Raw genomic sequence first — 13,222 nt, 5'->3', positions numbered from 1 at the left:
TTAAATATTTATAAACAGTGTTACGCTAAGTAATAGTGCATGGTTTAACTTCATGCCAGTTTGTTTTTTATCGAACCTTAAATGAATTAACTAAATCGTCCAGTTGTTTAGCGAGTAATTTAAGGTCTTCACTTGAATCAGCCATATTCGTTGAATTGGCAGCGGCTTTTTCGCTATTTTCACTGATTTGTTTAACATGGCCATTAATTTCTTGAACCACAGTTAATTGTTCTTCAGTGGCTGTAGCGACTTGGGTATTCAAGTCTTCTAAAGTGTGGATCTGTTCAACGATATCCTTCAAAGCGTCATTAGCCTTAGTCGCAGCGTCAGCGCTTCGTGCAGCTAGATCTTTGTTGTGCTGTACGCCGGCAACGGCAGTTTCAGACTCAGTTTGAAGTAGAGTAATCATTGCAGCGATTTCGTCAGTCGATTCATTCGTTCTTTTGGCTAGATTACGAACTTCATCAGCCACGACCGCAAAGCCTCTGCCTTGTTCACCCGCTCGAGCGGCTTCAATAGCAGCGTTCAGCGCTAATAAATTGGTTTGCTCAGAGACTCCTCGAATAACGTCTAGGACACCACTGATAGATACACTTTTTTCTGCCAATGATTCAATTGTATTTGATACCGTCTCCATACCCGATGCCATTTCACCAATATAGTTTGATGAATCTGTGACAACGTTATGTGCAATATTTACTTTTTCGTTTGCCGTTTGAGTGGCTTCGGCAGCAATATTTGCGCTTTTCGCAATGTCACCAATGGTAATGCCCATCTGATTAACAGCAGTAGCAGCATGAATCGACTGATCCCGTTCTAATTCTGCCGCCTTACTTGACGACTTTGCCGATGAGGAAACTATTTCAGCCGCTTGACGTAGGTCAATTGACGTATTGGCGACATCAATCATAACGCTTTGAAGTTTGCTGATAAACTTATTGAAGCCACCAACTACGACGCCTAATTCATCTCTGGCGTCATGATGAATTTGGATAGTAAGGTCGCCTTCACCTTTACCTAAATCTTGGAAGACTTTGGCTAGTTCTTTGATAGGCTTCACCAATAAACCTGACATATAAACGCTTACACCTGCCAGGATACCTACCACGATGATGAACCAAAAAATCATATGATTACGGCTTTCTACCAGGCCTGCATATAATTCAGCAGTTGGTACTTGAGAAACCACGTACCACTTCATGCTTGGAATATAACTCGCAGCGACTACGTAATCTTCTGTTTGTTGAAACGCAAAATCTTGTCTCGCAAGCAAAGTAGACGCGTCTAGGTCTTTATACTCTTGGTTTAATGACAGTTTGCCGACTTTCTCTTTATCAGGATGAACTTGAATCTGACCCTCGCCATTTACCAAATACACAAAACCGGTTTGCTCGATTTTAAAACCTGCTAAATAATCAATCATGTCGTCGAACGATTTTGCGACCCCAGCGGCTCCTTTACCGTTAAGATTTTGGTAATTTACAAAAATATCTGTTTTGCCGTTGGGATAAGTATAAATACTGGCAGACTCGGCGACACCACTATCCCTAAATGCATAGAACCAACCATCTTCTTGGTTTTGTCTCAAAACTCTTAAAAAGCCATCGTGATTCCAATATTCCGCAGTCTTTCGATTGGCAAAAGAAGCGTTACTGTAGCCATTATTGGTTTTTATATTGTTGAGGTACTCAGTTAAAAGTTTAGCGTCCTGGTTATTGCCATTTTCAACCCAGTCCAAAATCATTGGGTTGGTCGCGATGGATTTGGTAAGGGCAGACATTCGAGCGGTTTGACCATCGATAGCATTCCTTACGCGTTGTAATAAATTGGGTAGTTCAGATTGTTCAATCCTTGAGACCATGATGGACTGTGCTTTAGAGTATCCAATGTAACTCACAATACTGGTTGAGATAACAACTGCTGCAATTAGAGCGATGATGAGTTTAAGTTGAATAGAAATTGAGCGTCGTACAGCTTTTTGCATAATTCTTCCTAATGACGGTAAAGCCGCTTTTCCTTAATGTTTATAGTTATTGTTATTATTTGGAAATAGATACTAACGAAATACATCGGCAAAATTAATAGTTTCTTAATAGGAATATTTATTTTAGGTTATTTCGACGTTTGTATGGTTGTTTTTCATACAATGTTAGATGATCAGTCGTATCTTTTACGACGTTTAAGGTAATAAAAATGCTAAGCAATAAAGTGGGCTAAATGACAATAAAATTGCTAAACAATAAATTAAGTGGTGTGTTGTTTGACTTAGACAACACCCTCGTGTCTTGTACAATGAACTTTAAAGAGATGCGCAGGGCAGTCGGATGCCCGGAAGGCGTCGATATATTAGTTCATGTGTCAGCATTAGATGAGAACTTAAGAGAGCAGGCCCATGAAACAATAATCGATATCGAAGTTGCTGACGCTCAATTAAGCGAACCATTCGATGGGTTAACTGAACTGTTTGAATTTTTAAACCATCAAGATATACCAACTGGGATAATTACTCGCAATTGCCTCGAGGCTGCAAGGTTAAAATTGCAGAGAGCTAATCTGTCCACAGACATTCTTATCACCAGAGAAGACTTTCCTGCTAAGCCACACCCCGGTGCATTGCTTCATGTTGCTAATAGTTGGAACCTAAATACACGAAACATGTTGTTTGTCGGTGACTATAAATACGATTTGTTAGCTGCGAATAATGCTCAAATGCCATCTTGTTTGGTACACAATGAAAAAGACTCACCCTTTACCTCCATGGCTTCTTATGTAACTGAAGATTTGATTACATTAAAACAAGATTTAAAACCTTTCATTCAACGGAATAGGCTTGATCTTTAAGTAATGACCTTTTAGTTTCACCCCAGGTTGTTTTTAAACAGGAAAAAACATGAAAAACACAAAAAGGATCAATTTGCGTAACGCCTTAAGTGCGGCGCTTATGGTATCAAGCGTTGTAGCTACTCCGTTAATACACGCAGAGACCGCCACATCTATCGTCCAAGCTTCAACAGTACAGGCTGAATACACAAACCAAATTCCTACAGTACAACAAGTACTTGGATATGCATCCGGCTCAAAGATTACTAATCACAGTGATATGATCCGTTATTTTGAAGCATTAAGCTTAGCGGCCCCTGACCGTGTAAAGTTATTTGATTATGGTGTGACCTGGGAAGGCCGTCGTCTTATTTATGTAGCTATCAGTAATAAAAGTAACATAGATAATTTAGATTCCTTCGCAGAAAACATGCAACGACTTTCTGACCCTAGAAAAACAACCGAAAAACAAGCACAGGAATTAATCGACAATATGCCATCTTCTGTTTGGCTTGGTTATAGTGTTCACGGCAATGAAATCAGCGGTACAGATGCCGCTATGCGAACTGCTTACCACTTATTGGCGGCATCAAATGATAAAACAGTGAACAAAATCTTGGATAACACCGTTGTTTTTATCGATCCATTACAAAACCCAGATGGCCGTACTCGTTTTACGTCGCGTTATTACGCAACAGTAGGACTTGAACACAGTTCAGACCGTTTAAGTGCAGAGCACAATGAACCATGGCCGCGTGGTCGTAGCAATCACTATCTATTTGATATGAACAGAGATTGGTTGGCAGTAACTCAGCCAGAAACCAAAGGCCGTATCGCTGCAATAAATGAATTTAGACCGTTAGTAGTCATAGACCTGCACGAAATGGGCGGTGATCAATCATATTACTTTGCGCCGGCAGCTAAGCCATTTAATCCACATATGACCGACACTCAAGTCGCAAATATGAACACCATAGGTGCGAATATAGGCAAGTATTTTGATCAAGATGGTTACGATTATTTTACTCGAGAAATCTTTGATGCATTTTATCCAGGTTATGGTGACAGCTGGCCTACCTTTTATGGAGCGTCGGCATCTACCTACGAAGTGTCTTCTTCACGGGGAGAGCGCTATACCAAAACGACGGGTGAATTACTGACCTATGACAATACAGTTCAACGTCATTTTGTTGCGTCAATTGCGACAGCCGAAGGCGTAGCAGACCACCGCAAAAAACTTCTTAATGATTACTATCAGTATCAAGTTACCGCGATTGAATCGGGTAAGGGCAAAGAGCGTATCTATGTTCTAAACGATGAATTAAATAGGGCAGGTAGCCACCGTCTAGCAACTTTGATGGCCCAACACGACGTCGAAGTTAAGCAAGCGACAGAATCCTTTAAACTGTGCGGTAATACTTACCCGACTGGGACTTATTTTATTGATTCGGCCCAACCTAAAGGTCGTTTTGTCACAACAACGATGACCGAGCAAGTCAACATGTCTGAGGCGTTTATCAAAGAGCAAGAACGTCGTAGAGCTCGTAATTTAAATGATGAAATTTACGATGTAACCGGCTGGTCACTACCATTAATGTTTGGTGTTGATGTTGATTCATGTAAATCAGTGCCTAAGGTAAAGTACACGTTTGTAACACCTGATCAAAAGCTCAAAGGGCAAGTAGAAAATTTGAATGCCAAGGTTGGTTACATTATTCCATGGGGTGATATGGCCGCAGGCCGCTTTTTAACTCATGCATTAAAGGCTGGGCTAACTGTAAAGACCGCAGATAAGTCCTTTACTTTAGATGGTAAGCAGCGTTTTCCAGCTGGTAGTATTGTTATTGAAAAGCGACAAAACTCAAAAGATTTACCATCAGTGATAAGTTCAATTGCAGCACAAACTGGCGCGAAAGTGATCGGAATTGATACAAGTTGGGTCACCGATGGCCCAAGTTTAGGTAGTGGCTCAATGCCTGAGCTAACTGCACCACGTGTCGCGATGGCTTGGGACGAACCTGTCAGTTCTCTTAGTGCCGGTCACACTCGTTTTGTTATCGAGCGTCAATTCGATTATCCAGTTACAGCCATTCGCACAAATGTATTGCGCTATGCTGATTTAAGTAATTATCAGGTGTTAATCCTACCACACGGTTATTATGAAAACGCGTTAGGTAAGGGCGGAGCTGATAACCTAAAACAGTGGGTTAAAAATGGCGGAGTTTTAATTACTTTTGCTGGTGCAACAAAATTTGCGTCAAACCCAGATTATGCAATTTTAGACGTACAACGCGAACGAGCCGTTAATGAAAACCCTAGTGTCTATAAAGATTCGGACTCAGGCTTGGTTGATGGTGTTGTTATCAAAAACCGAGAAACGTTAAAAGTAGCGACTGAAGAATTTGATAAAAATCCAGATTTTGTCGCTGGCGTGTTAGCAAACGTCGAAGTAGACCAAGAACATTGGCTAACTGCGGGCATAAAGCCTAACGTTGTGGGTATTGCTTATGGCAGCGACATTTTTACGCCGATCAAATTAAACTCGGGTAAAAACTTAGCTTGGTTTAGTTCGGAGGATAAAGTGTTGGCGAGTGGATATTTATGGGAAGAAAGCAAAAAGCAGTTGGCTTACAAACCGTTTTTAATTCACCAACCAATGGGCAAAGGTATGGTCATTGCGTACACGCAAGAACCAACAACTCGCGCATATCTTGATGGTCTAAACGTGATGTTAATGAATAGTATTTTCCGAGCAGCAGCACACGCATCGCCGTTAAAACAAATCCATTAACTAGCTATTTAGTTTCTAATGAATACAAAGAAAAGGAAGTGAAAGCTTCCTTTTTTGTTTAAGGGATAGACTGAGGGTAGAAGCTTCAAAGTAAGGCTCAGAGTTTAATCTTACAAGTATTACAATACTTGATTTAACATAATGTATATTATGTGCATATCAATGTATGGTATTGAATTTACAGTTGCGAAAATACGTTTTTACTACTGTACTGTCTCTTAAGCTAAACAAATACAATTGGCCTCTCAACATTTGTAACTTTTTGACGCCGTGATAACTGGAGTTAACCCAAAATGGCCGAAGGTTTATTTACCTTTACAGAAGACAAAACTAAAGTAAAAAATCAATTGGAACCTTGGCATGTTTTAAGCGTTGAGGATGATCCGGATTATCAGAAGACTCTTGAGCTTTGCCTTAATGGCCTAGAGGTTGAAGGCAGACCTATTGTACTCCATAAGGCTCAATCCGCTACCGAGGCGTCAACTTTTCTATCAAATCGTAATGACATTTCAGTCATCCTACTTGATGTGGTTATGGAGGAAGATGATGCTGGATTAAAACTTGTTAGCACGATCCGTGACGTTATTGACGACAACAGAGTTAGGATTATCTTATTAACCGGTCAAGCGAGTTTAGCGCCTCAAAAAGATATTATGGCCAACTATGATATTGACGAATATTGGAACAAGGTTGACTTAACCTCTGAAAAACTAAAAAGCTTAATAATTGCCAATATACGGAACTGGGATACGCTCAATCAGTTGTATATTGCCAAACGTGGTTTGCAAATAATTGTTGATGCGTCACGCTCAATCACACGTAGTAATGACCTGCAAAGTTTTACTTCAACCGTGCTAAATGAAATTAGCCGTGTCATACAAATTGATGAAACAGACGGTATAGTTTGTGTGAATTTTAACGATGCAAACACTCCAGAAACCTTTCAAATTCTGGCAACAACCAGTACTTATATTTCTCTCAATAATAAAGCGTTAAATGATTACCTAACGACACTAGAAAAAGAAGATTACAATACGGTTTTAGGTTTGGTTGATAAAGTAAAAAGCACAAAACAACATCAATTTGATGGAAGATGGAACATATTGTTTTTTAGTACCAAAGAATACGACAAAGCATCTTATTTATTTATAGTGCGAACAAATAGCCAAATAAAACAGCAGCATATCAACTTATTGAATGTATTTAGTGACAACATCAGCACTCGTTTCGCAAATCTTGCGTTGATGAATAAGCTTTCTTTCTTAGCATACTATGACGTAAGAACCCAGTTACCAAATCAAAACTGGCTGGCTAGAGAACTCGACAGCTTTAACCACAAAGACCGTTCCGAAGTCGTGCTTTTAGCCCTAAAGATTAACGAATTCCCTTCTCTAGAACTATGTTTAGGTACAGACAACATAAATCGCTTATTAAATGAAATGACGATAACCATTAAAGATCGGTTTAAGCAAAGCTATGCGGTGACTCTAGTAAGTCAGGATACTTTTGTTTTAATGTTTGATTCGCAAAGTTTTAAAACGAGTGATGTAACTTCCATTGATGAGTTGTTCATTGATAATGGCGATTTCCAGCATCATGTATCAATGACGGCTTTAACAGTTAAATTAGATTCATTAACCGAATTGAGCAGCTCAGATATAATCAACGCTATCGAAATTGGTCTGCTAGACATGCATGTTCAAGGTGCCAAGCAAGATGTTTTCGACAAAGAGTTAATTAACAAGACCTCTGAACGCCAAATTCTTTTACACCAACTTAATGACGCCATAAAAAGTAATAGTGGTATCCACTTAGTTTTTCAACCCAAAATTGATACACATACTAATACCACGGTCGGTGCCGAAGCGTTAGTAAGGTGGAATTTAGACAATAACCTACAGCTAAAGCCCGATCAATTCATACCACTTGCTCAGGATTCTGGCTTGATAACTCCACTAGATCAGTTGGTAATGGAGAAAACGTTTGATGCAGTTAAGCTACTCTTAAGTAAACAGCTGCCCTGCTCTTTATCTTTTAACGTAACCTACAGTGATTTAATTAATCAGAAATTTACTTCTCGGCTAATTGACCTCATCAAAGAAACCAAAGCACCGAACAACAGTATCGAAATAGAAGTTACCGAAACAGAATTAATGGACGATTATTCGATGATTGAACCAATCATAAATACACTGTTACAAAATGGTGTAAAAGTAGCAATTGATGATTTTGGTACTGGTTACTCTTCACTCGGTGTAATCACAAAATTGCCAGCCACGACTCTTAAGTTAGATAAGGTATTTGTAGACTCTCTTGCTACAGAAAAAGCTTCGCAAAGCGTAGTAAAGACAGTCAAAAGTCTATCAGACATTTTCAATTTTGAAGTCATTGCTGAAGGTGTCGAAACCGAACAACAAAAGCAAATTCTTGTGTCTATGGGAATTAAGGTCTGTCAGGGATATTTATATGCAAAACCCATGTCTTTAACAAACCTTGTGACGCGTCTCGAAAATGAGCGCCAAACTATATAGCGGAACAATCAAATGGATGAGTCCGAACACAGCAAAGGTTCAATTAATGGTGTATTAGTTTTAACACTTTCTCTATCGCTCATTACAACTTTGTTTGTTTATAGTATTTTAAAAACTGAAAAAGTATCTCGATTACAAAGCACGCAAGATTTGATAATCAATCAGGCGTCCATACTGTTTACAAAGCAAGTAGCGAATATAAGGCAAAGTTCTTTTTTGATTTTTCAGTACATCAAAGATGGCCATTCGGTACAAAAAACCTTTAATCCAGAACCATTACTAAATAAAGTCAGCACACTGCTACCCAATATTTCACAGGTACGGGTCCTAGATGAGGACGGAACGGAATTGGTTCGTGTCAATGTGCGTGATGGTATAGCAACTACCGTGGCCTCTGAAGAATTACAAAATAAAAGTAATCGAGATTATTATTTACAAGCTAAAAAACTAGCACCAGATTCACTGTATTTGAGTCAAATTGATTTAAATATTGAACAAGGCGTCGTGGTAAAACCAATTGAGCCAACTATAAGAGCTGTTTATCATTGGCAATTGGAAAAACGTTTTTATTTAGTCATCAATTACCAGCTCACGGAGCTTTATCAACAACTTAGAAACCTATCAACGGATTCAACCTTTTTAAAAGTAAGCGCGGGTACTGACTATTTCATAATTCACCCCGATAAAAAAAAGGAATGGGCAAGTTCCTTCGAGGAAAGAAACGCAACACTTAGTAATGAGTACCCTTCTTTAGCAGATACCTTAAATAATAACGTTTCTACACGTTTTTATTACGACAGTGAACTTGGTTACGTGAGTGGCCTTAAACTAAGTATTTTAAATGAAGAAATAAACGATAAAGATTCGACGAGTGGCTTGAATGATTTGATTTTTCTTACTATTACAAAAAAGGATCAAGAATTAATTCTCTTTTATAATGTTTATGTCTATACCCTACTCACCCTTTTTCTCTCTATTGTCGTGTTTGGCTTGTTAGGATACAAAGAGCTCAGCCAAAAAAGAGAATTAAAGCGATTAAACCAACAACTCGACCATGAGCATAAACAATTAAAATGCGCTTTAGAAATAGAACAAAAACTTAAAGACGAATTAGTGCAAGCCGAAAAAATGGCGTCTTTAGGATTTTTAGTTTCGGGTGTAGCACACGAACTAAATACACCAATAGGCGCCGCGAAAATGACTTCATCGAATTTAAAAACAATAAATCAAGATTTTGGCCTCAAAATTGAGCAAGGGATTTCTAAATCAGATTTATTAGAGTTAGTTGAAGGAAATGTATCCGGAAACCAACATATTCAAAATTGCTTACAAAAATCCAGTGATATTATTAAAAGGTTTAAGCGGTTAGCAGTAGACAGGCATGAAGAGGAGGTACAAACATTTGACCTGATCACTATAATAAATGATGTATTGGATTCTATGGGCCCTATTCTTCGAGAAGCAAAAATAACGACAAAACTACATGCTCCAAAAATCTTGGAAATGCAAAGTTACCCTGGTGCTCTTTCTCAAACTATCCAAAATATCGTAAAAAATTCAATGGACCATGCCTTTGAAGGGGTTACTTTTCGACGAATTGACATATCTGCGAATGCATCTCGAGATAGTGTGCAAATTGTGTTTGAGGATAATGGCATTGGTCTCAGTCAGACTATAAACGATGTGTTTGAACCATTTGCGACAACAGCAAGACATCAAGGTAATACAGGACTGGGCCTCCACCTAGTACATCAATGGGTAAACCAGTTATTAAAAGGCTCTGTTTCAATTTCAACTCGAAATGAAGGTGGTACGTCAGTAAATATAAGAGTCGCGAGATATATTAGTGATAAGCCAGACTCAAATGAAAACTAAAAACGAGTTTTGTATTAATGGCTGTAAACGACATAACGATTTCTGCCACGAGATTTTGCTTCGTATAGCGCAACGTCAGCACATTTGACAATGTCTTTGCTCTCGTTTGCATTATTACTATAGTCAAAACATGCAATGCCAACACTAATAGTGACTCTATCTGATGCAACACTGTACTCGTGGATTAAATTAGCTTGGTAGACTGCATCAACTAAACGTTTCGCAACAAGTTCTGCGCCTTTTCGGTCGGTGTTTTGAAGAATACAGCTGAACTCTTCACCACCATATCGCGCTATGAAATCAGTACCACGAGATAATTGGTTAGAAAGCGTGTTGGCAATAGCTTGCAAGCATTTGTCGCCTTTGGCATGCCCATAATTATCGTTATAAGGTTTGAACGAATCTACGTCTATCATCAACACAGACATTGACCACTTTTCTCGTTTGGCGATATGTATATCTGATTTTAACCGTCCATCAAAGGCCCGCCTGTTTGGTACCCCAGTCAATCCATCAGATAGCGAGAGTTCTTCCAATATTTCTTTTTGCTGCATAACGGTTTTGTAATAAATATTAAATGAGAACGCGATATCCGCTATTTCATCATTACCTGAAGTGTCTATCTGTACGACTTCCCCGTGTAATTTTCTTTTTATTGTATCTTTTAAAACCAATAAGCGCCTCGCTACTCTTACATGCAAAAACCATAATGTTATGCACAAAGTTAACACCGCTGTAACCGCCATAAAGGTAATGACTTGGATCTTTTCTTCTAGTTGCTGGCGCTGTTCTTTGGCTGCTGTTTCAACCGCTAATTTTTGTTTGTAGCCGTTGTACTCTGCTTGATTCGCGTAATCTAAAATAAGGTTGTGCATGAAATTTGCGCGCCCTTTCGTTCGTCCCCGCAACTGAATTAAGTCTATTTTTAGCTGAACTAAACCATCCTGACCTAAAATTTTATTTTCTAAATTAGTCAGTCCATTGTTAATCTTTTCAGAGTTGTAATTGGGAAAAGCAGACACAAACGTCCTTAAATGGGCTATATGTTCTTTGAAGATGGTTCCTAATTCTCGAACCTTAGAAAGATGCTCTGTTTGAGCAACTTCTCCTACCGGAATAATCACATCTGCAACCTCTTGCTGCCAGTTATAATAATCGATAGATGATTTATTGTTATCTTTTACATTTTCCTTTGTAAGTAAATTCCTATAGATGTAATACACATCCTGCTGAGTCTGGGAAAATTTTTCTGTTTTATTTAATTGATCCTTAACAGCCGTTTGTAATTCATATAGCTCTTTAATTACGGTCTGAAGTTGTACTTTAAAAAACACATTACCTTCAAATTTTGCTGCTACTATAGATAACTGTTCAAGGTGATGTTTAACGTCATCAAAGTTAATTCTTAATTCAGCTTTACTTCTTGAGTAAGCCATTCGCTCTGTTAAATAGGTTAACGTATTAATGTCACTGTATAGTCGGTTTGCTGTGGTAATTGATGGAATTGCTCTTTCTGTAAACTCATTTACTGTATGTTTAACATCTAATAACTGCGAAAAAGATTGAGACACCAAAATAATAAAAATCGTCAACACCACGACGATTGCGGTAGAAAGAACCACTCTAACTGATGAAATAAAACGAGCTAAATTACTTGGTACCATCAAACTAGAAAAATCTGATTTCATTTTGTATTTACCGTTATGCGCCCTTCAACTCGATTATGAATTTCAGGACGCTCTTGAATGTAACTAATCAAGACTTCAGACAAAAGTGGTGTAAGCCTTACGCCTATATCCACCTTTTCAGCAGTTTCGAACATAGTATATCCATCGCCCCCTGCAAAAATATAATCAGACGTTGCCATTGTGTATGTCTTATCTTTATCCAAAGGCCTACCGCTTATTTTTATATTGGTTACGCTTGGTGTTCCTTGAGTATTTTCAATGGTATATGACATACCGGAAACATGCGGAAAACGACCTTTTCTCAAAGCTAATTCACTTACTCCATTATTCAACGCAGCTTTGATTTGTTCTCCTTTCACTTTCAACAATATTACTCTACTTCTAAATGGGAGCTCAGTAGCGATGAGTCTACGAGTAATCTCTGTCCCCTTAGGGTAAATGGAATCACCACGGATTACACCACCGTTGATTAACGCAACGTCACTACCTACAAAGCTTTTCATTGCATCGGCTAAAAGATTTGCGAAACTGTTTTCTTCACTTCTAACTGATACTTTTAAAGTGGAAACTTGTTGTTTAAATGTTCCTAACTTAACGTCTAACAATCTGTCTAAACGCTTAGTGTAACCTTCTATCTGTGCGCTGACGGCGGTGTCAGAGGGTAGATTACTTAACTGAAATTTTTGAGAATTGGTTTTGGTTTGACCATTTAATATTAAATTTATCGTCAAGGCCGAGTTAGAATTAGAAAAATATTCATGATTATCAATTTCATCTAGCTTGGTTTTTTCTTCGTCTGTTAAATCATTATTCACAAGAATAGCAAGGTCAACGACACCTTTATTAACAAGCTCTAAAATCTTTTCGTTAAACCGCGAGTATATTAAAACGACAGCATCAACGTTTGCGGCCCGATACCTCCTAGCTTGATTGATAATTGTACTAGACTTGTCCATTACTTCTACGCGCGTCAGTAAATACTCATCTATAACTGAATCATCAATTAAGCTAATTATCCCCAGAGAAACATCGTTTTTGGTAATAACTACATCTCTAACTAAACCATCGAGTGGATCTTTAGTTCTGGAGTCTCGTAAATTACTGCACAAAATTGGAAAGCCGGCTTCGTAAGCGCGCATTGAGAGCTCATCTTCAAAATAAATAAACTCTCTTTTAGTTACAGACATTACATCAGGTTCTAATGAGTTCAATATATCTATGACGTGTGCGCCCTTATCAAATGACGACATAGGACTCGGTCCGATTGAACCTCCACCAAAAAGAAAAAATGTCGGTGCGGCTTTGTTCCGATAATCATTTAAAAGAAAGGCTAGCTGTCGGTAGTCACCTTGTACTTTATTGTTAATTAAAGGCATATCAGCACTAAAAACGATGTTTGCGACCTTTTTATTACCTTCTAGTGAACTAGCAGATGGCGTATATAAGCTCCAAAGCACTAGACACCAGCCAACCAATACCTTCATTGTTGGCATATTAGCCCTCTCTCATATGATATT

At 38.4% G+C, this 13,222-nt stretch carries 7 protein-coding genes; 4 read left to right on the top strand and 3 right to left on the bottom strand.

The genetic code is table 11. The annotated features are described in order from the left end of the window. Positions 1 to 67 precede the first annotated feature (67 nt). Positions 68 to 1,984 carry a methyl-accepting chemotaxis protein gene (locus J1N51_RS01835; protein ID WP_208832304.1) on the bottom strand — a complete coding sequence of 639 codons (1,917 nt, stop codon included), beginning with the start codon at positions 1,982 to 1,984 and terminating at the stop codon, positions 68 to 70. 233 nt (positions 1,985 to 2,217) lie between these two features. Between J1N51_RS01835 and J1N51_RS01830 the strand changes: the two genes are divergently transcribed. From J1N51_RS01830 to J1N51_RS01815, 4 genes are all read left to right on the top strand, one after another. Next, entirely contained in the window at positions 2,218 to 2,841 is a 624-nt protein-coding gene (locus tag J1N51_RS01830) for an HAD family hydrolase (RefSeq protein ID WP_208832303.1), read from the top strand. Between the two features lie 49 nt (positions 2,842 to 2,890). Then, positions 2,891 to 5,611: a M14 family metallopeptidase gene (locus J1N51_RS01825; RefSeq protein ID WP_232842837.1), complete on the top strand. Its 2,721-nt coding sequence runs from the start codon at positions 2,891 to 2,893 to the stop codon at positions 5,609 to 5,611. Between the two features lie 293 nt (positions 5,612 to 5,904). After that, positions 5,905 to 8,142: an EAL domain-containing protein gene (locus J1N51_RS01820; RefSeq protein ID WP_208832302.1), complete on the top strand. Its 2,238-nt coding sequence runs from the start codon at positions 5,905 to 5,907 to the stop codon at positions 8,140 to 8,142. Between the two features lie 12 nt (positions 8,143 to 8,154). Beyond that, positions 8,155 to 10,017, top strand: a complete 1,863-nt coding sequence (locus J1N51_RS01815; RefSeq protein ID WP_208832301.1) for a sensor histidine kinase — start codon at positions 8,155 to 8,157, stop codon at positions 10,015 to 10,017. 14 nt (positions 10,018 to 10,031) lie between these two features. Here the strand turns inward: J1N51_RS01815 and J1N51_RS01810 are convergent, their stop codons facing one another. After that, positions 10,032 to 11,705: a GGDEF domain-containing protein gene (locus J1N51_RS01810; protein ID WP_208832300.1), complete on the bottom strand. Its 1,674-nt coding sequence runs from the start codon at positions 11,703 to 11,705 to the stop codon at positions 10,032 to 10,034. Beyond that, a complete protein-coding gene (locus J1N51_RS01805) occupies positions 11,702 to 13,198 on the bottom strand; it encodes a bifunctional metallophosphatase/5'-nucleotidase (RefSeq protein ID WP_208832299.1) in 1,497 nt (498 codons plus the stop codon). The genes J1N51_RS01810 and J1N51_RS01805 overlap by 4 nt, the downstream gene beginning before the upstream one ends. Positions 13,199 to 13,222 lie beyond the last annotated feature (24 nt).

It is taken from the genome of Psychrosphaera ytuae (genome assembly GCF_017638545.1).
In the GTDB taxonomy this organism is placed as follows: Bacteria; Pseudomonadota; Gammaproteobacteria; order Enterobacterales; family Alteromonadaceae; genus Psychrosphaera; species Psychrosphaera ytuae.
The sequence above is the reverse complement of the archived record's forward strand: the minus strand, read 5'-3'. Positions and strand labels throughout refer to the sequence as shown.

Bases quoted from the DNA above. Each gene is read 5' to 3' on its own strand.
- J1N51_RS01835 (WP_208832304.1), bottom strand. From the start codon at position 1,984: ATGCAAAAAGCTGTACGACGCTCAATTTCTATTCAACTTAAACTCATC.
- J1N51_RS01820 (WP_208832302.1), top strand. From the start codon at position 5,905: ATGGCCGAAGGTTTATTTACCTTTACAGAAGACAAAACTAAAGTAAAA.
- J1N51_RS01825 (WP_232842837.1), top strand. From the start codon at position 2,891: ATGAAAAACACAAAAAGGATCAATTTGCGTAACGCCTTAAGTGCGGCG.
- J1N51_RS01830 (WP_208832303.1), top strand. From the start codon at position 2,218: ATGACAATAAAATTGCTAAACAATAAATTAAGTGGTGTGTTGTTTGAC.
- J1N51_RS01815 (WP_208832301.1), top strand. From the start codon at position 8,155: ATGGATGAGTCCGAACACAGCAAAGGTTCAATTAATGGTGTATTAGTT.
- J1N51_RS01805 (WP_208832299.1), bottom strand. From the start codon at position 13,198: ATGCCAACAATGAAGGTATTGGTTGGCTGGTGTCTAGTGCTTTGGAGC.
- J1N51_RS01810 (WP_208832300.1), bottom strand. From the start codon at position 11,705: ATGAAATCAGATTTTTCTAGTTTGATGGTACCAAGTAATTTAGCTCGT.